This is a genomic window from Arcicella rosea (genome assembly GCF_040543805.1).
GTDB classification, from domain to species: domain Bacteria; phylum Bacteroidota; class Bacteroidia; order Cytophagales; family Spirosomataceae; genus Arcicella; species Arcicella rosea.
The window spans coordinates 248819-271056 of sequence record NZ_JBEUMS010000007.1 but is presented as its reverse complement, the minus strand read 5'-3'; the positions used below and the strand labels follow the sequence as shown (position 1 = coordinate 271056).

The 22238-nt window shown below is 32.5% G+C and carries 18 protein-coding genes; 5 read left to right on the top strand and 13 right to left on the bottom strand.

Annotated features, from left to right (window positions below):
* Positions 1-19 precede the first annotated feature (19 nt).
* Both folB and ABID42_RS11520 read left to right on the top strand, forming a co-directional pair.
* Positions 20-370, top strand: a complete 351-nt coding sequence (gene folB, locus ABID42_RS11525; protein ID WP_184135812.1) for a dihydroneopterin aldolase — start codon at positions 20-22, stop codon at positions 368-370.
* Between the two features lie 9 nt (positions 371-379).
* The gene (locus ABID42_RS11520; RefSeq protein WP_367283776.1) at positions 380-1402 is read left to right on the top strand and encodes a LacI family DNA-binding transcriptional regulator; all 1023 of its coding nucleotides are present in this window, start codon (positions 380-382) and stop codon (positions 1400-1402) included.
* 54 nt (positions 1403-1456) lie between these two features.
* Here ABID42_RS11520 and ABID42_RS11515 read toward each other — a convergent pair whose 3' ends face one another.
* Genes ABID42_RS11515 through ABID42_RS11505 form a run of 3 tightly spaced genes read right to left on the bottom strand, consistent with a single transcriptional unit; the run spans position 1457 to position 2798 of the window.
* Complete coding sequence (locus ABID42_RS11515) at positions 1457-1873, bottom strand: OsmC family protein (RefSeq protein WP_323261126.1); 417 nt, start codon at positions 1871-1873, stop codon at positions 1457-1459.
* Positions 1874-1927: 54 nt separating this feature from the next.
* The gene (locus ABID42_RS11510) at positions 1928-2338 is read right to left on the bottom strand and encodes a barstar family protein (protein WP_367283775.1); all 411 of its coding nucleotides are present in this window, start codon (positions 2336-2338) and stop codon (positions 1928-1930) included.
* A gap of 4 nt (positions 2339-2342) precedes the next feature.
* Entirely contained in the window at positions 2343-2798 is a 456-nt protein-coding gene (locus ABID42_RS11505; RefSeq protein ID WP_367283774.1) for a guanyl-specific ribonuclease, read from the bottom strand.
* A 334-nt stretch (positions 2799-3132) separates the two neighbouring features.
* On the opposite strand from ABID42_RS11505, the gene gyrA reads away from it, so the two are divergent.
* Both gyrA and ABID42_RS11495 read left to right on the top strand, forming a co-directional pair.
* Positions 3133-5670, top strand: coding sequence for a DNA gyrase subunit A (gene gyrA, locus ABID42_RS11500; protein ID WP_367283773.1), 2538 nt, complete (start codon positions 3133-3135; stop codon positions 5668-5670).
* Between the two features lie 94 nt (positions 5671-5764).
* A complete protein-coding gene (locus ABID42_RS11495; RefSeq protein ID WP_367283772.1) occupies positions 5765-7237 on the top strand; it encodes a tetratricopeptide repeat protein in 1473 nt (490 codons plus the stop codon).
* A 348-nt stretch (positions 7238-7585) separates the two neighbouring features.
* Here ABID42_RS11495 and ABID42_RS11490 read toward each other — a convergent pair whose 3' ends face one another.
* From ABID42_RS11490 to ABID42_RS11475, 4 genes are all read right to left on the bottom strand, one after another.
* Complete coding sequence (locus ABID42_RS11490; protein ID WP_323261116.1) at positions 7586-8056, bottom strand: nucleoside triphosphate pyrophosphohydrolase family protein; 471 nt, start codon at positions 8054-8056, stop codon at positions 7586-7588.
* Positions 8057-8628: 572 nt separating this feature from the next.
* Positions 8629-9096 carry a helix-turn-helix transcriptional regulator gene (locus ABID42_RS11485; RefSeq protein WP_367283771.1) on the bottom strand — a complete coding sequence of 156 codons (468 nt, stop codon included), beginning with the start codon at positions 9094-9096 and terminating at the stop codon, positions 8629-8631.
* Between the two features lie 85 nt (positions 9097-9181).
* Positions 9182-10039 (bottom strand): CvfB family protein, encoded by an 858-nt coding sequence (locus ABID42_RS11480; RefSeq protein ID WP_367283770.1) that lies wholly within the window; start codon positions 10037-10039, stop codon positions 9182-9184.
* Positions 10040-10214: 175 nt separating this feature from the next.
* Positions 10215-11033: a 2,3,4,5-tetrahydropyridine-2,6-dicarboxylate N-succinyltransferase gene (locus tag ABID42_RS11475; RefSeq protein ID WP_367283769.1), complete on the bottom strand. Its 819-nt coding sequence runs from the start codon at positions 11031-11033 to the stop codon at positions 10215-10217.
* A 788-nt stretch (positions 11034-11821) separates the two neighbouring features.
* Between ABID42_RS11475 and gap the strand changes: the two genes are divergently transcribed.
* Positions 11822-12832: a type I glyceraldehyde-3-phosphate dehydrogenase gene (gene gap / locus ABID42_RS11470; RefSeq protein WP_323261108.1), complete on the top strand. Its 1011-nt coding sequence runs from the start codon at positions 11822-11824 to the stop codon at positions 12830-12832.
* A gap of 91 nt (positions 12833-12923) precedes the next feature.
* Here the strand turns inward: gap and trmB are convergent, their stop codons facing one another.
* The 6 genes from trmB to ABID42_RS11440 form a co-directional block, all read right to left on the bottom strand.
* Positions 12924-13580, bottom strand: coding sequence for a tRNA (guanosine(46)-N7)-methyltransferase TrmB (gene trmB / locus ABID42_RS11465; RefSeq protein WP_367283768.1), 657 nt, complete (start codon positions 13578-13580; stop codon positions 12924-12926).
* Positions 13581-13614: 34 nt separating this feature from the next.
* The gene (locus ABID42_RS11460; RefSeq protein ID WP_367283767.1) at positions 13615-14907 is read right to left on the bottom strand and encodes a bifunctional folylpolyglutamate synthase/dihydrofolate synthase; all 1293 of its coding nucleotides are present in this window, start codon (positions 14905-14907) and stop codon (positions 13615-13617) included.
* 138 nt (positions 14908-15045) lie between these two features.
* Entirely contained in the window at positions 15046-16014 is a 969-nt protein-coding gene (locus ABID42_RS11455) for an energy transducer TonB family protein (RefSeq protein WP_367283766.1), read from the bottom strand.
* 29 nt (positions 16015-16043) lie between these two features.
* The gene (locus tag ABID42_RS11450; protein WP_367283765.1) at positions 16044-17102 is read right to left on the bottom strand and encodes an HU domain-containing protein; all 1059 of its coding nucleotides are present in this window, start codon (positions 17100-17102) and stop codon (positions 16044-16046) included.
* A 48-nt stretch (positions 17103-17150) separates the two neighbouring features.
* A complete protein-coding gene (locus tag ABID42_RS11445) occupies positions 17151-18839 on the bottom strand; it encodes a TonB-dependent receptor (RefSeq protein WP_367283764.1) in 1689 nt (562 codons plus the stop codon).
* Between the two features lie 150 nt (positions 18840-18989).
* Entirely contained in the window at positions 18990-22013 is a 3024-nt protein-coding gene (locus ABID42_RS11440; RefSeq protein WP_367283763.1) for a tetratricopeptide repeat protein, read from the bottom strand.
* Positions 22014-22238 lie beyond the last annotated feature (225 nt).

The window sequence follows — 22238 nt, the reverse complement described above, 5'->3', positions numbered from 1 at the left end:
ATTTTGAAATAAAAAAACAATGGGAATAATTGCCCTTGAAGGCATTGAATTTTTTGCATATCATGGAGTATATGCTGAAGAACAAAAAATTGGGAATCGATATCAAATAGATATTGCTATTACAACCGATTTTTCAGAAGCTGCTGAAAATGATAAACTTAGCGATACAGTGAATTATGGCGATGTGTATGAAATCATTTCAGGAGTAATGAAAATAAAAGCAAAATTATTAGAACACATAGCCCAATTAATTATTAAAAGTGTTCGAAACCGCTATCCAAAAGTAGAATTAATAGAAGTTTCAGTATCCAAATTTAATCCACCTATCGGAGGTGTTTGTACAAGAGCAAAAGTAACGCTGAAAGGATAAAATAAATTTATGGCACATCAAGTAACGATTAAAGATTTAGCTCGCCATTTGAATGTTTCAGTGGCAACAATTTCTCGTGCTTTGCGTGACATGCCAGAAATAAAACCAGAAACTCGTCAGGCAGTTTTGCAATTAGCAAAAGAGTGGGATTATCAACCCAATATCTTGGCAACAAGTTTGGTAAAGAGTAGAACTAAAACCATTGGCGTAATTGTACCTGATTTGGCTTATCATTTTTTTGCTTCTGTAATAAAAGGTATTGAGGCTGAGGCGATTGCTCGTGGATATAGCTTACTTTTAACGCAAACAAGCGAGTTGTATGAAAGAGAACTCATCAATGTCCAAAATTTATCGAGAGGTCAAGTAGAAGGTTTTATCATTTCACTTTCTCAGGAAACTGTAGATTTAGATCATCTCAAGCGCTTGCAAAGAAAAGGCATTCCTCTCGTTTTTTTTGATAGAGATGCTCAAGAACTTGATGTTTCTAAAGTGATGGTTGATAATGTTGGTGCCGCTTATGAAGCCACCAAACATTTAATTGATAATGGCTGTAAAAGAATTGCTTTTTTAGCTGGTCCACAGAGTGTAACTGTGAGTAACCAAAGATTGGAAGGTTACGGAAATGCTTTAAAAGATCATGGAATGCTAGTAGAAGATGAGCTGATTGTTCATGGGGAGTATGCTTTGTCTAAGGCAGTAGCAATTACGCATCATCTATTAAATCTTGAAAATAGACCAGACGGATTAATTGTTGTGAGTGACCGTTTGGCTGTTGGTGCTATTTCGGCTTTAAAAGCACGAAATATTAAAATTCCAGATGAAGTAGCGGTAGTAAGTTTTAACGACGAGCCAATTTGTACTGTTATCACACCGACTTTATCTAGTGTTGCTCAGCCTACTTTGGATATTGGAAGAAACGCAACCTCTTTATTAATTGATGAAATAGAAGATGCTGCTGGTACTTTTAAGCCGGAAATACAAATATTGAAAACCCAATTAATTGTCAGAGAATCTTCTCAACGATTAAAATAGCATAAAAATAATAAAGCCCGAAGTAAATATTGATTTCTTCGGGCTTTGTTATTTTTAAAGCAATGTAGCATCCAAGCTGATTGTTGCGTTAAAAAGTTTTGAAATTGGACAATTCACTTTTGCATGATTTACCAATTCTTCAAATTTATCTTGCGTCAAACCTGCGGCTTTAACAGAAGTTGTTAATTTAATTTCGTTGATAGCGCCATTTTCTAAAATTACTTGTGAGCTTGTATCAATAACATCAGCCACAAAACCAGCACCTTGTAAATTGAACGCTAATTGCATAGAAAAACATCCTGCATGAGCTGCCGCAACTAATTCTTCTGGATTGGTACCAATGCCATCTTCAAAACGTGTATTGAATGAATATTGAGTGTTGCTCAAAACACCACTTGGACTTGTTAATGTACCTTTACCATCTTTACCTGCACCAATCCATTGGGCAGTAGCACTTCTTTTGATTTGCATGATTTTTTTATTTAAGTTTATGAGACAAAATTGGTTGAATAATACTGTTTTAAATTAACTTTCATAACTAATTCCAAGCGTTTCTAAATCGTCTTCGGCTAATTCTGAAGGTTCAATATAAATATTTAATAGTTTTGTGTTGTCATTTCGTTTCCATTCTTCAGCAGCATCATCAAAAATAGTTAAGATGATTTCTCTTATTTCATCATTTTCTTCTTCAAGAAAATTATCATAATTTTTGAATACAATTCTAACATCGTTTTCGTCTAACCAATCTAAATCATTGATTAGTTCATCGAAAGAATCCATATTATGATTGAAATAATCAGGAAAACGAAGAGCTTCTCCCAGAATTTTATAGAAAGCTTCAGCAGTATCAGCTTTTTCACCATCTATGATAGCTACTAGAATATTGTTTTGAGATGTTTGAGTATATGTTTCTTTTAAAATGTAATAATTTGCCATTGCATTATTTTATTTCAACAAATGATTGATAATGATTTTTAGTATAATAGGCTTTTTTGTCGGAACCAGTTACTAACCTTTCGGCACCTCTGTTTTTACCTTCAATTTTCGGGTAAATATCCCACTCACGATAATGAATATTTTGATTGTACTGATTTTTTTTAGGGAGTAAGCCCTCATAATTCCCAAATTTTCTACCTCCTACATAGCCATTTATTGCATTTATTGGACGTCCATTTTCTCGAACAAATTTCAAAACTTTTATTGCTTGCTGGGGAATTTCTTGAGATGCTTGATTACTTTGCAGAAGTACTTCATAATAATAAGTTTTTTCACTCGTTTCAGCAATGTATTTGTGATTATTAAGAATCACGTTTTTTGTAGGATAACAATTTGCTGAAAAACAAGTAAAAAGGCAAAGGACAACAAAAGTGAGAGTACGAAGTAATAGATTTTTCATAGTTGAGGATAGTTTTGGTAAAACTACAAAAGAAGTTTTGAATTTTATTTGACAATATTTTTTTTAATAAAAAAATCATCACAAAAGTATTTTATTGTCAACTTAGTCACGATTTTGATGGAATCAATTTGCAGTGAATTATAATTCAATCAAGTTTGGATAATCTTCTCATAAAGCTTGTATTCTCGTCCCTCTCAAATTTGCAAAACCATTAAAATTTCACGAAATTTGTATAAAATGGCATTTTAAGGGTACTTAAAATTATACCAATTGATTTTGTTATTGAGAAAAATCAAAAAAGGTACGTAAGTCCCTTCAACCAAACCTTATTTATATGTCAGAACAACATAGTAACATTATTTCGATTAACATTGAGGACGAAATGCGTGGTGCTTACATTGACTATTCAATGTCAGTTATTGTGTCTCGTGCCTTACCAGATGTCCGTGATGGATTAAAACCTGTTCACCGCCGAGTACTTTTTGGGATGGATGAATTAGGTGTGAATTACAACAAAGCTTATAAAAAGTCAGCTCGTATTGTTGGTGAGGTAATGGGGAAATTTCACCCACATGGTGACTCCTCAGTATACGACACCATGGTGAGAATGGCTCAGGAATGGTCGTTAAGGTATCCACTCGTTGATGGCCAAGGGAACTTTGGTTCTGTTGATGGCGATTCACCTGCGGCGATGCGTTATACCGAAGCTAGATTAAAAAGAATAGCTGAAGAGCTTTTAGGAGACCTCAATAAAGATACAGTCGATTTCCAAAATAACTTCGATGATTCTCTTCAAGAACCAACGGTACTTCCTTCAAAAATTCCCAATTTATTATTAAATGGTACTTCTGGTATTGCAGTAGGGATGGCCACCAACATGGCACCTCATAACTTAACAGAAGTAGTTGAAGGAATTATTGCCTACATTGATGATAGAGATATTACTATTGAAGGCTTGATGCAGTATATCAAAGCTCCAGATTTTCCAACTGGAGGTACTATTTACGGCGTTTCTGGTATTAAAAATGCTTTTGCTACGGGTAGAGGAAGAATCGTAGTGCGTGGAAATGCTACTTTTGAAACATCAAAAACTGGGAAAGAACAAATTATTGTTTCTGAAATTCCTTACATGGTCAATAAAGCATCATTGATTAAACAATGTGCTGATTTGGTGAATGAAAAGAAAATTGAAGGAATTTCTGAAATCAGAGATGAGTCTGACCGTGACGGTATGCGTATCGTTTTTGATTTGAAAAGAGATGCTGTTCCCAATGTAATTTTGAACAATCTTTACAAACAAACGGCATTACAATCTTCGTTTTCAGTTAATAATGTTTGTTTGGTAAAAGGTCGTCCTTATACGCTTACATTGAAAGACTTAATTCATTATTTCGTAGAACACAGAAACGAAGTAGTGATTCGTCGTACTCAATACGATTTAAGAGAAGCCCAAAAAAGAGCACATATTTTAGAAGGCTTTATTATCGCCCTTGATAACTTAGATGCTGTTATTAAACTCATCCGTGAATCACGTGACCCACATACGGCTCAACTTGGTTTGATGGAACAGTTTAATCTTTCTGAGATTCAATCAAAAGCAATTCTTGAAATGCGTCTTCAACGCCTTACTGGTATGGAGCGTGACAAGATTTTGGCTGAATATGAGGAAATCAAACGTTTGATGGAAGATTTGCAAGATATTTTGGATAGACCAGAACGTCAGTTGCAAATCATCAAAGACGAATTGATTGAAATTAAAGAACGTTACGGTGATGCTCGTCGCACACAAATCAACATGACAGATGATGAATTCTCGATTGAAGATATGATTGCTGATGAGGAAATGTTAATTACTGTTTCGAATCAAGGTTATATCAAGCGTACTCCAATCAGCGAATACAAAGCTCAAGGAAGGGGAGGAGTAGGTTCTCGTGCAGTAGCTACAAAAGATAGCGATTATACAGAACATCTATTTACAGCAACCATGCACAATTGGTTACTCTTTTTTACTGAAAGTGGAAAATGTTTCTGGTTAAGAGTATATGCTGTTCCTGAAGGACAAAAAACTGCAAAAGGAAGACCAGTTCAAAATTTAATGAATATTGAAAGTGGTGATTCAATCCGTGCGGTAATCAATGTAAAATCGCTTACAGATCCAGATTACATCAATAATAACTTTATTGTAATGTGTACTGAAGATGGAACGATTAAGAAAACAACATTAGAAGCTTATTCTCGTCCACGCCAGAATGGTATTATTGCTATTACGATTAGAGAAAACGATAGATTATTAGATGTATCGTTAACAAACGGAAATAATCATATTATCATTGCAACAAATACTGGTCGTTCAGTTCGTTTTGAAGAATCACGTGTTCGTCCAATGGGTCGTTCTGCTGCCGGTGTTAAAGGTATTTGGCTTGACGAAGAGAAGCAAGACGAGAAAGCAATTGGCATGGTATGTATCGAAGACCCAGAAACACAACAGTTGTTGGTAGTTTCTGAAAAAGGTTTCGGTAAACGTTCGGATGTTGAAGATTATCGTTTAACAAACCGTGGCGGAAAAGGAGTGAAGGCACTCAATTTAACTGACAAAACAGGTAACTTGGTAGCAATCAAAGAAGTAACTGATAATAATGATTTAATGATTATTACAAAATCAGGTATTTTAATCCGAATTGCTGTTGCCGATTTACGTGTAATGGGCAGAAATACCCAAGGTGTTAAATTGATTCGTTTGAAAAATGAATCAGATGAAATCTCTTCTGTAACAAAAATTGTTAAAGATCCAGAAGAAGAAATCGTTACAGATATTACGCCAGAAGCAGATGTAGATACAGCATCTACTGAAGGTGAAGTAATCCAAGAATAGCTATTTTAAGAGAGTACCGTTTGTAAAATCGCAGTAAAATGCGATTTTACTTTTTCAATAATTTAATAAATAGAAACCATTTCCAAACAGAACAATGAAAAAAATCACACTTGCTCTTTTCGCAATACTGATGACAGCAGGAGCAGCCTCTGCTCAAATGGACAAACTTATGGTTGAGGCTAATCGTAAAACTATTTCCGATGCGGTAAAGAAAGCTGATGCGGCTGTTACTAAGAAAGATTCGGCAAAAGCTAAAACCTGGTTGACTCGTGGAGAAGCATATTTAGACCTTGCCAATTCTCAAGATTCAGTGTTGACAAAAGGAGAACCTTTAGCAGCTTACAAAGCTGTAGAGTATTTCAAAAAAGCAATCGCCTTAGAAAAAGATGGAGCCGCTGGAGTTGCAGCTAAAAAATATCTTTTACTTACTTATGCTAAAGACGGAAAACCTGAAATTGAAGGACAAAAAACATTTAGTGCTTTCATGAATGGTGGTATTGCTAAATATCAAGCTAAAAATTTTACTGGTGCTGTAAAAGATTTGCAAATGGCATCTGAAATTAGCCCTAAAGATACAACTGCAGCGATGTACACAGGTGTGATTGGTCAAATGGCAAAAGATGATGCAGCTGCCAAAGCAGGATTTGAAAAATTCCTAGAACTAGGAGGGAAGGACCCTGCAATGGTTTATGCTTTAGCTCAGATTTATAGAAACGAAAAAAATGAAGAAAAAGCAATTTCAACATTAGAAAAAGGAATTGCTCTTCATCCAAATAACAAAGATTTAAAGTCAGAGAAAATCAATTTACTTTTATCATTCAAAAAGATTGATTTGGCCATCAAAGAACTTGAAAGTTCAGTAGCAAAAGGAAATAGCAACCCACAAGAAGTATTAAACTTAGGGATTCTTTATGAAAACAAAGCTCAAGAATTTGCTCCAGAAATTCGCTCTTTAAGAGAAACTTTAGCTGATAATAATGTAGATGCTTTAAAGAAAAAGATTCAAGCACAAAAGGATAAAGTAGGAGCTTATGACGAAGAAATTAAGCGTTTGACTGACAAAATTAAAAAAGATCCTAAGAGTGCAGCGGCTTCAAAAAAACAAATTGCATCAGTAAAGGAAATGCAAAATGAACAAAAAGCTGAATTAACTAAGCTTAATGAAGAGGCTGCTAAACAAGCTTCAAGTGGAGTAAATGTAGAAGAAGTAAATAAAAAGTTAGCTGATTTAGAAGCAAAACAAAAAGAAGCGAAAGAATCTGCTTTAAACTTCTACAAGAAATCATTAGACTTAGATCCTAATAACTACGATGTTAACTTCAATTTAGGCGTAATGAGCTTTAATGAAGCTGTAGAGATTAAGAAAAAAGTTGATTTGTTAGATATGGCTGCTTATAAGACAGAAGGTAAGAAAATCGAAGAGCAAGCAGACAAGAAATTCAGAGAAGCTTTACCATATTTTGAGAAAGCGTATTCAATCAAACAAGAAGACGATTTGAAATCAAGTTTGAGAAGTTTATACCAAATTTTGAAAATGGAAGATAAGCTTAAAGCTTTAGGAGAATAATAAAAGCTAATTTTGAAATAAATAAAAGGCCTCAGAAATCTGAGGCCTTTTATTTTGTCTTTAGGAGTGGAAATATAAACCTTTTTTCTTTTGAATGTTATTATTTAACATAATGTAAATTATGTAACATTTAAATTTAATGAATTAAGGCTGAATATTAAGGTGAATTATGATGAGTTATGAAAGAGAGTGCTTCTCTTTTGTATTGATAATAAGGAAGTTATACTTATTCTGAGATTTGTAATTGTTTTTTGGTAAGCGCTGAGAATTCCATAAATATTTAAATGAATGCTTCTGTCTTGAATATTTAATTCTAAAGCGGCTATATATTCAAGACAGAAAGTTTAATTATGCTGTAATTATGCTCTCTAAATCTGCAGGAGAATATTTTACAGATTTGAGTACTTTATTATCTGAAATTCTATAGACTAAAAATTTATCGCCATCTTTAACGATTTCAGCCAAAGTACCGTCTTTTTCAAAATAGAATTTTACAGTTTCTTCAGCTTCTTCATAAGTATTACAAGCCTTAGACATATTAGATCTTTGTACTTCATTGAATAATTCAACAAATTTATTTCCAAGCCCGAATTCTAACACAGCTCCAGAAAGTACATATTGAATATCACAAAGAGCATCAGCAATTTCTACAATGTCATTAGCTTCAATTGCTTCTTGTAATTCTTTTAGCTCTTCAGCGATAAGGCTTACTCTTAAATTACATCGTTCTATAGAAGGAATTTGTGGTGTATCAAGAATTGGAGCTTTGAATGTACGATGAAATTCAGCGACTTGATTAAGAGAATCGATACTTTGCATGTTTAAAATGATAATGTTTAATGAAAAATAAAATGATATTATTCCCCAATATGAGGCATTATTCCTTAGTTTTACTAATGAATTTATAAGTGTCTAATTTTCAGACACTTATAAATTCACGTGGAACACTTGATGTTATTGTATTGATTATCAATTGATTATATGTTTTTTTGTATTTCGTGAAACGATTTGCTACAGATAATAGATAAGTATTTGTAGCAAAACAACGATGGTATAGGTTAATAGCTAATCATCAAAAAATTAGAGTCGGATAGAAAATCGAAAATAAAAATTTCTATTCTGCTTTAATATATATCTTAAAAATAAAATCTGGTTTTAGAAAAATAGAAAACTTTTTAATTTTTGAATTCTTTAGTTTGCGTTATTTTTGATTTTAAGAACCTATCTCATTTAACTAAAACTATATCCTGTTTTTTAAAAATTAACATAAAATAAAGCATAAAATTGAGCTCTATCCTATCTAATTATTAAAAGTTATATTTCAAAATGAAGTTGATATCTCCTATTTTTCGGTGAATATATATCTTTAAAAAATACAATTATACCCTATTTTAAACAGGCTTGCTTTCCATGAAAGTCCCATCAGTATAAAAGATTACAATCCTTTCAATTTGCTTCCCAGATGGAGCTGGTGCTTCAATCTCAGGACGCTCAGTTTTGCGCCTTTGTAGGGCGTTTACAGGTGTTTGTACATACAACTGCTCAGGAGTAACATTTTTAATCGATTCTGAGGGCTTTGCCTCTCTATTAGAATGCTGTCTAATCGGCTGAGAATTAGCTATTTGATTGCTATTTTGTATTGTATTGATATTGGGTAATTCATTGTCAAAAAGTAGCCAATCTCTATCTATATCAGGAAATACCTTTAAAATCCTTTGTACAATGTCTAAACTTGGCTTATTTCTTCCAGAAAGGATATGAGAAATACTGCTTCTTTGAATACCAATGGCATCAGCAAAATAGCTAGGAGACAAACCTTTGTCTATTATTATTTGTTCAATCTTTTTATTTAAATCCATGTTACATATGTGAAATTTACATTTGTGTATAGTGATGTAAATTTACAATATGTCAAGGACAAAAACAAATGTAAATTGTATGTAATTACTCAGATTGAATAATGTAAATTCCATTATCTTGTATTGAAATCACTTTATCTTTGTATAAACCCCCAATCGCTTTCTTGAAATCCTTTTTTGACATTTGTAAATTCCTATAAATAACCTCAGCGTCAGTTTTATCGTTGTAAGGTAAAAAGCCTTTCTGTGCATGCAAGGATGATAAAATGACTTGTTTAACATTGTCAATCCTATCAAATCCTATTTTCCCAAGGGCTAAATCTATCTTTCCATCATCTCTTATTTTCTTGATGTATCCAATTGTAAACTCACCAAGATTAACATTTCTAAACACTTCGTTTTTGTATATTACCCCTATTTTACATTTGTTAATCAATGCTTTTATTCCAAGTTCTGTATATTCATAAGGAAGTAATTCTACTTCATCTCTTTCATTAAATATTGGGTCAACTTCAGGAAGAAATTTATCAATTTTAGCAGATGCTACAATTCTTTGAGTCTCTTCATCAATGTATATATACACTAAATAAGACCTGCCTACTGCCATTTTAGAAAGCTGCTCGCCGAATGGAACGAATAAGTCTTTCATCAAACCCCAGTCAAGAAATACACCTAATTTACTCACATCTTTTACTTTCAAATAAGCAAATTCTCCCACCGTTGCAAAAGGTTTTAAGGTAGTTGCAATAAGTCTATCTTCTGAATCTCTGTAAATAAAGACATCTAAGAATTGTCCTATTTCTGTCCCTTCTGGAACATACACTCTTGGTATTAAAATTTCTTCTCCTTCAAAGCCATCTAGGTATAAGCCGAAGTCTAATTCCTTGATGACTTGAAGTCTATTATATTTTCCTAATTGTAAAGGAGCTACATCGTTAATCATCTGATTTTATATTTTATGTTCGAATAGAATGAATATTCAGTTAATAGCTAATATCTCTGTTAAAACAACTCAAATGGAAATATAAGTATATATTTCCATTTCCTCTAATGTATATAGATATAAGCAAAAAAGTCGTGAATTGTCACGACTTTTTTGCTTATTAGTAAAGGTAATTTTAAACTACTACATTGTTTTCTCTTAAAGCTTGATTTAAAGACGTTTTAAGGTCTGTACTTTCTTTTCGTTTACCAATGATAAGTGCACAAGGAACATTGTATTCTCCAGCAGCAAATTTCTTAGTAAGACTTCCAGGAATTACCACACTATTTTCTGGCACGAAACCAATATATTCAATTGGTTCTGGACCTGTAACATCTATGATTTTAGAGCTACCAGTAATAGTCACACCTGCACCTAATACAGCACGTTTACCAATTCTAGCACCTTCTACTACAATACAACGTGAGCCAATGAATGCACCATCCTCAATAATTACTGGAGATGCCTGAGGTGGCTCTAAGACGCCACCAATTCCAACGCCACCACTCAAGTGAACATCTTTACCGATTTGCGCACAACTACCTACTGTAGCCCAAGTATCAACCATTGTACCAGAATCTACATAAGCACCGATGTTCACATAAGACGGCATCATAATAACACCTTTTGCTAAAAAGGCTCCATATCTTGCTACTGCTGGTGGTACAACACGAACGCCTAAATTAGCATAATTGTTTTTTAATTTCATTTTGTCATGAAACTCAAAAATACCAACTTCTTGTACTTCCATTTGACGAATAGGGAAATACATTACTATTGCTTTTTTTACCCATTCATTTACTGTCCAAGTACCATCTTCGTTAGGATTAGCCGTTCTTAACTCTCCCTTATCTACTTTCTCAACTATTGATTCAATAGCTTTTTTGGTCTCATCAGAAGCTCTTAAACTAGGGTTTTCCCAAGCGTTTTCAATAATTTGTTTTAAATTTTCCATTTAAATATTTTAAATATCGTTACTTATAATTAGTGTGCAAAGATAAACTGTTTTTATACAAAGTCAGAAGGTTTCTACAGATTAGAGTGAATAAATAGGTTATTTATCCGATTAGATAATGTATTATAAAAGTTAGTCCTTTTTTATCGAACATTATCTTAAACTTTAGACTATGTCATTTAAGTTATTGATTATCATTTCTTTGTGTTTTTAATGTTTACGTTTAGGAATAGGTGTCAAAATATTATTTGGTGGTATTATTGCTTTATTTTATGACATTTTGTCACAAAGAAGTACTCGGTTTATTTTTATACTGCAATAGCTAATTTTATAATTTCTTCAAATGGTATTTGAATTACATCATCCAAAGAACAAAAATGTAACCATTTTATGATTATTAAAGTCTTTAATACTTTAAATAAGAAGTCTGCCCTACCCTTTTATTATTTATTGATTTAAAGGTATCTGAAGCAGATTCTTCATTGATTTTTAGATGCCAATGAAGAATTGAACCTCTCTTGATTTTGCTGGTCAAATGTTTATTTTTCGAGCTTTAATGTAATTACTAGAGAGTATAAAAGTGAGAGACTGAGCGAAATTATCATTAGTAAGTCAAAGTAGATAAACTACTATTTTTAGTAATTAACAAGAATCCCAGAACATTTTACTAAGTTTATTAACATTAATTACTAAACAATTTACTCTTATTATAAATTAAAAAGACTTGTATTATTATTCTTAAAACTCTACTTTTGTACTGTAGATTTAATCATTATCCCTTATTTAAAATGGCAAAGGTAAAAGTTGCAATCAACGGTTTCGGACGCATAGGACGCTTAGTCTATCGTCAAATTTATAACATGGAAGGCATTGACATCGTAGCAATCAATGATCTAACTAGTCCTAAAGTATTAGCTCATTTGTTAAAATATGACTCAGCTCAAGGACGTTTCAATGCAGAAGTTACTTCTACTGATAACACAATTACTGTTAATGGCGAAGAAGTAACAATTTACGCACAAAGAGATCCAGCACTTATTCCTTGGGGTAAACATGAAGTTGATGTTGTATTAGAATGTACAGGATTCTTTACTGACAAAGAAAAAGCTTCTGCTCATATCACTGCTGGTGCTAAAAAAGTAGTAATCTCTGCTCCTGCTACTGGAGATGCAAAAACAATTGTATTTAACGTAAATCACGATATTTTAGATGGTTCTGAAACAGTAATTAGTGGTGCTTCTTGTACAACGAACTGTTTAGCTCCAATGGCAAAAGTATTAGAAGAACAATTTGGTATTGTAAACGGTTTAATGACAACTGTTCATGCTTATACAAATGACCAAAATACTTTAGATGCTCCACATCCAAAAGGTGATTTAAGAAGAGCTAGAGCTGCTGCTGAAAACATCGTTCCAAACTCTACTGGTGCTGCAAAAGCAATTGGTTTAGTACTTCCTTCATTGAAAGGTAAATTAGATGGTTCAGCGCAAAGAGTTCCAACTATTACAGGTTCATTAACTGAGCTTACTGTAATTTTAGCTAAAAAAGTCACTGCAAGCGAAATCAATGAAGCAATGAAAGCTGCTGCAAACGAAAGCTTTGGTTATACTGAAGATGAAATTGTAAGTAGCGATGTAATTGGTACTTCTTTCGGTTCATTATTTGATGCAACACAAACTAAAGTACAAAATGTAGGTGATTCTCAAATCGTTAGAACTGTATCTTGGTATGATAACGAAATGTCTTACGTTTCTCAATTAGTACGTACAGTAAACTATTTCGCTCAATTGATTAAATAATTTAATCTGCTGTTTCGAAAATAAAAAGGTGATTCTATTCATAGAGTCACCTTTTTTATTTTTCGAAGTTTTAACTAACGTAGTTTATAGTTTATGAGAAATAACAATATAAATAGTTTATATTAAAGCCTTTAGCAGTAAATATTTCCTCAAATCTGGTTTTAATATTATAATGTCTTACATTCAAATCAGAATTATAAAGGTCTTCAGTTTTAGTTAATTCTTTTACTCCAAAGTTTTTAAGCATTGATACAGAGTATTTAAAGAAAGATTCAGAGTCAGTTTTTAAATGTAAACAGCCTCCAGCAGCTAAAATTTTATCATAAATCTCCAAAAAACGAGGATTTGTAAGCCTTCTCCTTTCGCCACTCTGTAATACTTGCGGATCAGGAAAAGTTATCCAAATCTCAGCGACTTCATTTTCATTAAAAAATGATTCTAATTCATGTACTTTCGTCCTAAGAAAAGCAACATTATATAAATTTGCCTCAGTAGCCTTTATACTTCCAACTGCGATTCTATCCCCCTTAATATCGATTCCAATAAAATTTTTATCTGGAAATAATTTTGCGAGTCCCACAGTATATTCTCCTTTTCCACAACCTAATTCAAGAACAATTGGATTTGAATTTTTAAAAACTTCTTTATTCCACAAACCTTTTACTTTTTCATAAAGAGGTTTTCCTTCTTGTATTACATTTTCTTGAGTAATATTACTTTCAAATCTTATTGCCTTCTGTCTTCCCATTTAATATTCAAAATTTTACTTATCAATCTAAAAACTATAATTCGTCAATATCCGCTACTACAAAAGTACTTCCGCCAACATAAATCAAATCGTCGTCAGAACATTTACCTTTTACAAAAGCAATTGCCTTATTAACTTCTTCAATAACCTCTCCTTTTAATGCGTAACTTTCTGCTTTTGCTTGCAACAATTTTGCTTCTAAGGCTCTAGGAACATTTGCTTGACAAAAAATATAATTTGCTTCTTTAGGAAGCATTGTTAGAATTCCATCAATATTCTTATCCGAAACAAATCCTAATATCATCCAAAGCTGACTATATTTAACCTTAGCAATGCTTGATAAAATCTCAGTAATTCCGCTTAAATTATGTGCTGTATCACAAATCATCAACGGTTTTTCTGACAAAACTTGCCAACGACCTTTTAAGCCAGTAATTGATACAACTTTTTCAATTCCTTGACAAACAGCCTCTTCTGAAATATTAAAGCCTTGTTCATTTAAGATTTCTACCGATTTCAATACTCCAAGAATGTTTTTTGATTGATAACTTCCAGTGAGTTGAGAAACCAATGTTTTTATTGTTCCAGTTCTTTTCTTTGAAATTTCTAATTCCAAAGAAGTACCATTATTCACAGAAGATTTGATTTCAAAATCTTCTTCTGCAAAATAAATTTTAGCATTTTCTTCTTGAGCTTTTAGTAAAAAGACATCCTTTGTTTCTTTTTGAAATTCACTAATAACAACTGGCGTATTTTTTTTGATAATTCCTGCTTTTTCTCCTGCAATTTGTGGAAGAGTATCGCCCAAAATATCGGTATGATCAAAACTAATATTAGTAATAACTGATAGTTCTGGATTAATGACATTAGTAGAGTCTAATCGTCCACCCAAACCAACTTCAATTACGGCAATATCTACCTGCTGTTTAGCAAAATATTCAAAAGCCATACCAACGCTCATTTCAAAAAAAGAAGGCTTTAAATCTTCTAAAAAAACCTGATTATCAGTAACATAAGAAATAACCTCTTCTTCAGGAATTGGCTGTCCATTAATACGAATTCGTTCAGTAAAGGATTTTAAATGTGGCGAAGTATATAAACCAGTTTTATATCCGGCTGATTGTAAAATAGCAGCTAAAAAATGAGACGTACTTCCTTTTCCGTTGGTTCCGGCAATGTGAATAGACTTAAATTTTTCTTGTGGATTTCCTAAATGATTACAAATAGCAAGCGTATTATGAAGATTTGCCTTGAAAGCTTTTTTACCAATTCGATGAAATACTGGTAATTGCTGATATAAATAATTGATTGTTTCTTGATAAGTCATTTTTTCAAAAATCGGAAGTAATCCAAACTGGATAAGCATCCCGATTATTTATCTTTATTGAATGATAAACAAAGATAATTAATGAACTGCCTTAAAAGAAAAAAAGTGTAAATCTTTCGACTTACACTTTTGAATTAATTATCTTGGACTCAACTTAAATGTTACTGTTCCTGATGAGTACTCAGGTCTATCTCCATCGCTCGTTGGTCTAAATTTTGTTCTCTGAACTGTCTTTTTGTACTTCTGCATCACTGTTGGGCTTACCGTACTTTCTAAAACACTGATATCAACTACATCTCCATCTGAATCAACTTTGATTTTAAATCGGATAATTCCAGTATCGTTTGAGTCATCATCAACAACTGGCTTGCTAAACCAAGTCCAACCAGTTAAACTTAATGAACTTCCACCGCCAGCGTTCCCTCCTGTTCCACCATTTCCATCTCCTAGCGGTCTTTTAGAATATTCACCTCCTTGAACTATTTGTCCATTTGGTTGACCTTGATTACCTTTTCCACTAGTATTTCCATCTGAAGCTCCACCTGCTCTTGAATCAGACCCTGTTGTTCCATTTGAAGCTGAAGTACCTTTTTTTGTTGGTAATAAAGCTGAGTTATTAATTTTCTCAACGGGTTTAGCAGGAGTTGGCTTTACTTCAGTTGGTTTTGCTGATAGAATCTTTTTATCAACTTTAGTATTTAAACTCTCTTTTACTTTAACTGGACTGCTAAGTTTACTACTTACTAGTGGTGCTTCCTTTGGTGATTTTACAACTTTTTTTATTTTTTCTACTTCTGGAGCAACTACATCTGGCTTAGTAATTACTTTTTCGACTTTCTTTTCTTCAGGAGCAGCTTTAGATTCGTTTGCTTCTTTTAAATCACTGGCCTTGTTTCTAGTATAAACATTACCACTTCCTGATTTATCTGTTCCAAAATTGAGTACAAAACCGCCACCACCTGCTAACTCTTCTTTTTTATTCTCCTCGCCTGTCCATACTGTAATGTACCAAAACAAGTAGAACATTATGGCATTGACGACAATAGTAATAATTAGCGCTCTTTGCCTATTCTTACTTTCTTCTTGTTCGAGATGATAGGAGTTCATTGTAATTAATATTTATAGATTCTCAGAATTTACTTTTTAAAAATCCAGGCATTTTGATTAATTGCTTTGGCAACTTTTACAGCTTCCTCATTAGCACTTTGCTCATCTGTAAAACCACCTGCTGAAACCTTTATTAATCTACCTCTTTTACTAGGTTTTAAAATTGAAGCTTTTGAAAAACCTTTACTTTTTAAAACATATAATTGATTTTCAGCATTCTCTCTTTCACCAAAACTCCCTGTTATTACAAAAAAACGATTCTCCTCATCATTTATTATCGGCTTTACAATGTTCACTAAAGTATCTTTTTTAATTAATACTGGAGCTACCTTAATTGGTTCGGCTTTGGGAATTACTTTTTCAATCGGTTCTGCGTAGGCTTCCTGAGCTTGTTTTTGAGAAAAATGAAAAGGATTGAATGAGCTTAAGCTGTTTTTCTCGTTATCGTATAAATAAATAGCTGAAACAAATAAAGCCGCTGAAAACATTCCTAATAAAAATTTCAATACTGCTGTTCCTCTTCTACGATTATTCCGAATTTTACTCGTGCCAACCAACTTAACTTCTTCAGCTGAAGTTTCACGGTCATTACTGGCAAAAACTTGTTGAACAGTTTTTTGAGAAACCTTAGTGTTGATTTTTTCTACTTGAATAATTGGTTTAATAAAAGTAGATTTTTTTATTACAATTTTTTCTAATCCGAAGCTTTCACCAAGAAAATTACTGTTCTCAGAAGGATTGAATTGAATTTTACCTTCTTCATTTTCAGTAAAAGTACCTACTCCACTAATATCAAAACGCTGATCAAAACGTATTCCTTTTTTAGCTGTTTCTACAAAAGATTTAATTCTCAGGTTTGCTTCATCTCTACTGATTCCCTCATTCTTGGCAATATAGTTACTCAACAAACCATCATCATTTTTCAATAAACCATTGAATGCCAACCATTTTTGAGCAGGCTTGATGTATTCTTCAGATTTATCAACCTTAGCACAATCAAAATTGGTAACGAATCCACCGAAATCTGGGATTACAACACAATCTTGTTCAAAGAGTAATTCTCTAATATGATTTTGTACCGTTGTCATAAATTTTAAAATAATTCAAATAATTGTTTTCATGTTCTATTTACGAATTTAGAAAGAATATGACAGACCACCAAGAAAATTAACCCCTTGTGTTGGATAATATAAGTAACGCTGATAGCTTTTATTCAATATATTATTCACTGAAATAAACAAATTCAAATGATCTGAAAGTAAATAAGTAGCTTTGAAATTTAAGTCGATAATTGATTTAAGTTTCACTTCACGGTCTGTTACATAATTTTTACCTTTCAATCCAGTCATCATATAAAAATCAGATGCTAACAATAATTTGTTTTTAACAGTAAAGGTGTTAGTCCAAATTGCATTGAAAGCCGGACGATGCCATGCGCCTTCAAGATTACCTAAACCACTATAAACATTTACGTCAAATTTGAAATTTGATTTCCAAATATCTTGAATTTGATAACTTGCCTGACCTGAGAAAGTAGTTACTTTTACAATCGTTGTATCATTTGAATACATCACATCAAAACGAGTACTATCTGTTGAATTACTATTAAATACATAGAAATCTTTGTAACGAGCATAACTTACTTTGGCTTCTACCGAAAGTCCATTAGATAAAGTAGCTTTTCCTCCAACAAAATAATCAGCCGTTTTTCTTGTATTTCTTAGTTGAGTAAATCGACCAAGCCATTGATTTTCTGTTAATAAAGAAGTAAGATTATTCGCATAAACATCACCTTCATAACCTGCAAATACTTTTACTCCTTCCAAAGGTTGAACATCAAGCTTAACAACAGGATATAAATAACTGCGATTGAAAGTATTTTTTTCTCGGTCATTAATGATATTTAAACCCGCAGAAATCGAAAACAAATCATTCTTGTACTGGAAAGTTGGTTTTAGCTTGTATAGATTACGATACAAAGTAAGTGAATCTTGACGCTGTGCTATTACAATATTACCCTCCATCAAAGCTGATAATTCTTCTGTTAATGGATAAACGCCTTTCAAACTTGCATTCCAAACTAATTCATTAGCTTTCAGATGAGTGAATAAATAAGATAGATTTGAATTAAGGACATAATCTACTTTCGCATCTTTTTTATTGTTACTGATTGCTCCTGTGAAATTAAATTTATTCCAAGAATTAAAAATTTGAGATTCTGGGAAATTAAAATTGCTCTGACTATAAGCATAAAAATCAAAACCTCTTCTTTCCCACCCTAATGAGCCTGCTAATTTTATTGCACTCAATGAAGTACGGCTATGTACTTTAATTAAATTTTGAGATTGACCAGAATAATTTGCTCCAATCGGTCCTAATCTGAAAGCATTATGTTTTATATAAATGCCATGATAATTGTCTTCACCAGTAGAAATTCCTGCATGGCCTTCTAAAAAAGTATGTCCATAATTTCCAAAACCAGCTCTGATGATATTATTATATCTTTCAGCATTTTCGTCTTCTTTGGTACTTCCTTTGTCGGGCATCGTAACAACTGGACTAAATTCTGGTGTTTCTACAGGCAATCTTCTTTCTGTAAATTCGTAACGAATTGGCTTTTTACTATTATCAATTTTTGCCGTTGAAATCTTTTCGAAAATTCTGTTGGCTTGTGGCAAATTTACTTTTGCTTCTTTCCAAACTTCAATTTCATCTGTTTTTACTTCTCCTTCTTTTTTCTGAGCATTCATTTTTAATGAAAAACCTAGTGCCATGATTAAAAGAGGAACTCGTGTATATATGGTATTGAATGAGCTATTTTGCATTTTAAGAAAGGTTTTAATGACCTAATCAATTTCTGTCTGTTTGAATACTATGTAGTCAATGAAAAATAAACGATGCTGTTATATGAATTAAATAAATGAATATCAGTATTTTATATTCTTAATTAATCTCTCATAATTCATCTTTATTACTTATCTTCTTTCGATAGCTTTTAATTTTGCTTTTGCTTCAGCGACGATTTCTTGATCTGGAAGATTTTCAATAATAGAGTTTAAAGTAGCACGAGCCTGAACAATATTATCCAAACCTACAAAATCATCAGAAAGTAATAAATAAGCTTTTCCAACAATGTTATCAGAAGCATCAGCAAAATCATTTCTGAATTTACTGATAATCATTTCAGACGACTCTTTGTACTTTCTTTGAGTGTAAAGAATTCTCGCAATTAAATACTGTGCTTCTGCACCATAATTATCTTTGGCAATCGCAATTGTTTGATTGAAGAAATCTGTAGCCTTTACATAATCGTTTCTATCCAAATAAATTTTACCTGTGTAAAGTTTAGCTTTACTTTTTGCACCTAATACTAAATCAGGAGTATTGGCTACTTCATTGGCATAATAAATAGTAGAATCTGTTCTTGATATTTTATAATACGATTCCATCAAACCAATTAAAGCTGATTGTTGGTCTTTTTTGTCAGCAACTAATCTTAAAATGTTTTTGTAATTCGTAATTGCTCTATTGAAATTGTTTGCGTTATATTCAATTTCTGCTGCTTTTACCAAGGCTTTATTGACTGATTTATATTTATTATCAGCAATTACTTGGTAATAATAATTCAATGCTTGGTTTTTGTCATTTAACTTATTGTAAGATTCTGCAATCAAATACTTCGCTTCATACGATTCAACACTTGTTGGATTTTTACGAATATATTCTGTTAAAGCAGGAATAGCTTTATCGAATTTATCAGCGTAGAAAAGACGTTTCGCCGTTTCGTATTCTAAACCAACTACTGAATTATCAGTTGGATTAGTTCTTTGATATTCCATTAAAATCATTGAAAAATCATCCGGGCGACCTACTTCATTCAATGCTTCTTGAACGCCAGTCAAAGCATCTTTACTTTGTGGAAGCGTTGGAAAGTTCTTCAAAATATTTTTATAATCTAAAATCGCTGCTTCATGATTCGCTGTATTCGAAAAAGCTGCAGCTCTTTTCAATAAAGCATTAGGAATCAATCTACTTTGTGGTTTGTTATTAATCAATTGCGTAAATCTTGTAATTGCGGGAATATATCTTCCCGCTACAAATTCAAGATTTGCTTCTTGATAAAGTGCATTATCAAAATAAAGTGATTGAGGGAAATCTGATTGTACTTTTTGGAAAGCAGCCTTTGCCCCTGCTTCATTTCCTTTCAATGCCAAAACCAAACCTTTTTGGAAAGTAGCATAATCACGGTCAGAACGATTACCAGCAATAGCTTGGTCATAATAATAAATCGCTTGATCATAATTTTTAGAAGCAAAATAAGTATCTCCTAAACGTACCAAAGCATCTTGCAATGCTTGAGAATCACCAGAAGATTTCATTAAATCTGCATACTCTTTAAAAATTCGATTCGCTTTATCGTATTCCTTATTATTATAATAGCAATACGCTAAAGAATATCTGCTTTTTCCTTGTAATTCAGCCAAAGTACTTACTGAAGGGTCTGAAGTTCCGATAAGCATTTGATATAAAGGAATCGCTTCTGCATAACGTTTCTCAGCTGATAGAGCTTCTGCCTTCCAGAAAATCGCCGAGTATTTAGTTTCAGCACTTTCTGGTGTTAATAAAGATTTCTCAAAATAAGGAAGTGCATCAACGTAACGCTCATCGTTATAAAATTTCACTGCTTGGTTGAATGAAATTCTTTGATAAGCTCCGTTTGTTCTTGGAGTACGTTTTCTCAATCCTTCAATATAAGCTAAAGCGGCTTGATAATTATTTGAGTATAAATAAGCTTCGCTCACCAATTCATTGGCTTCATCTTCATATTTTGAATTGGGATACTTTGCCAGAAAACCTTCAAAAGCTTTGATAGACTCCGCTCCTCTTTGCAAATCCAATAATACTTTGGCATAATTGAAATCTGCATCTTCAGTAACCGTTTTATTGAAACTGGTTTTTCTAGCTTGGTCGAATGCCCCTAAAGCATAATTTGGATTATTGGCTTTCAAGTAACTAATGCCTAAAATATAAGCAGCGTATTGTCCTAAAGTATCTCCTTTGGCTGCTACATTTTTTAATTGTTCGCTGGCAAGCGCAAATTGGTCTGTTTTATACAAACTATAACCATAACGATAGGCAATCGTTGGTGGCATTCCTTGCGACTTATAGTTTTTATAAATGGTATAATAATTTTCAGCTTTTACGTAGTTAGCTTGTTGAAAATATACTTCTGCACTTAATAAAGCTACATCGTCTAGTTTCTTTCCTGAATTTTTCTCTCTTAACAAAGGCTCAGTATAAGCCAACATTTCGGTATATTTTCCTTGACGGTAATAACTATGGGCTAACCAACTTGGAATTTCTGAGAAATACGCCGTAGAAAGTTCTGCTTGTTTAAAATCAAAAATAGCTTCTTCATATTTTTTATCACGGAAATTGATAATTCCTGAATAGTAAGAAGCTGAGGAAGCATAAGCACCTTGTCCGCCTTTAATAGCACTAAAAATATTTAATGCTTCTCTGTAATTTTGAAGCGTGAAATGTGAAATTCCTAAACGATATTGTGCTTCTTCATTTGATTTCGGACTTTTCGATAAATAATCTACCGCACGTGCATAATCACCTTGATCATAAAAGTAATTACCAATCTCAGTAAAAAGTGTTGCCGCAATCGGATGTTCAGGATAATTTCTAACAAATCTGCTCGCCAATAATTCTGTATCCGAATAATTCAAATACAAACTGCATTTCACTAAATAATATTCTGCCCATACTTTATTGGCATCTTCTTTTTCCAAAAAGGTTCTGTCTGCTTCGAGGTATTGTGCTAGTTCTGCTCTACAGGCTTCATAATTCCTCGATTCAAAATGTTCTTGTCCATTTCTAAAATGCACAGAAATATCTGAATAACTTAAAGTGCTTTGTGCCAAAGTTGTTGTCTGGAAAGCAATTGTTGAAGTAAGAAGTGTTGAGATTACTAACGAAGTTAATCTTTTCATTAGAGATGATTTTTAGGGTGTTTAATCTATCAAAAAATGTAAATGTGATTATTTTTAGATAGAAAATAATTTGTTAAACAAGCTATGGATTGTTACTTTTGACATTTGTGAAAAGTCTTTAATGCTTGCTTATACTGAATTGGAACGCAAATTTAGAAAGTCACCAAGCATTTTTCACAGCAAAGTATTATTTAATTTTAAAACGTTCATAACAAACATTAAATT

Bases quoted from the DNA above. Each gene is read 5' to 3' on its own strand.
- folB (WP_184135812.1), top strand. From the start codon at position 20: ATGGGAATAATTGCCCTTGAAGGCATTGAATTTTTTGCATATCATGGA.
- trmB (WP_367283768.1), bottom strand. From the start codon at position 13,580: ATGGGAAGACAGAAGGCAATAAGATTTGAAAGTAATATTACTCAAGAA.
- ABID42_RS11485 (WP_367283771.1), bottom strand. From the start codon at position 9,096: ATGGATTTAAATAAAAAGATTGAACAAATAATAATAGACAAAGGTTTG.
- ABID42_RS11520 (WP_367283776.1), top strand. From the start codon at position 380: ATGGCACATCAAGTAACGATTAAAGATTTAGCTCGCCATTTGAATGTT.
- ABID42_RS11455 (WP_367283766.1), bottom strand. From the start codon at position 16,014: ATGAACTCCTATCATCTCGAACAAGAAGAAAGTAAGAATAGGCAAAGA.
- ABID42_RS11505 (WP_367283774.1), bottom strand. From the start codon at position 2,798: ATGAAAAATCTATTACTTCGTACTCTCACTTTTGTTGTCCTTTGCCTT.
- ABID42_RS11510 (WP_367283775.1), bottom strand. From the start codon at position 2,338: ATGGCAAATTATTACATTTTAAAAGAAACATATACTCAAACATCTCAA.
- ABID42_RS11495 (WP_367283772.1), top strand. From the start codon at position 5,765: ATGAAAAAAATCACACTTGCTCTTTTCGCAATACTGATGACAGCAGGA.
- ABID42_RS11490 (WP_323261116.1), bottom strand. From the start codon at position 8,056: ATGCAAAGTATCGATTCTCTTAATCAAGTCGCTGAATTTCATCGTACA.
- ABID42_RS11450 (WP_367283765.1), bottom strand. From the start codon at position 17,102: ATGACAACGGTACAAAATCATATTAGAGAATTACTCTTTGAACAAGAT.
- ABID42_RS11515 (WP_323261126.1), bottom strand. From the start codon at position 1,873: ATGCAAATCAAAAGAAGTGCTACTGCCCAATGGATTGGTGCAGGTAAA.
- gap (WP_323261108.1), top strand. From the start codon at position 11,822: ATGGCAAAGGTAAAAGTTGCAATCAACGGTTTCGGACGCATAGGACGC.
- ABID42_RS11475 (WP_367283769.1), bottom strand. From the start codon at position 11,033: ATGGAAAATTTAAAACAAATTATTGAAAACGCTTGGGAAAACCCTAGT.
- ABID42_RS11460 (WP_367283767.1), bottom strand. From the start codon at position 14,907: ATGACTTATCAAGAAACAATCAATTATTTATATCAGCAATTACCAGTA.
- ABID42_RS11440 (WP_367283763.1), bottom strand. From the start codon at position 22,013: ATGAAAAGATTAACTTCGTTAGTAATCTCAACACTTCTTACTTCAACA.
- ABID42_RS11480 (WP_367283770.1), bottom strand. From the start codon at position 10,039: ATGATTAACGATGTAGCTCCTTTACAATTAGGAAAATATAATAGACTT.
- gyrA (WP_367283773.1), top strand. From the start codon at position 3,133: ATGTCAGAACAACATAGTAACATTATTTCGATTAACATTGAGGACGAA.
- ABID42_RS11445 (WP_367283764.1), bottom strand. From the start codon at position 18,839: ATGCAAAATAGCTCATTCAATACCATATATACACGAGTTCCTCTTTTA.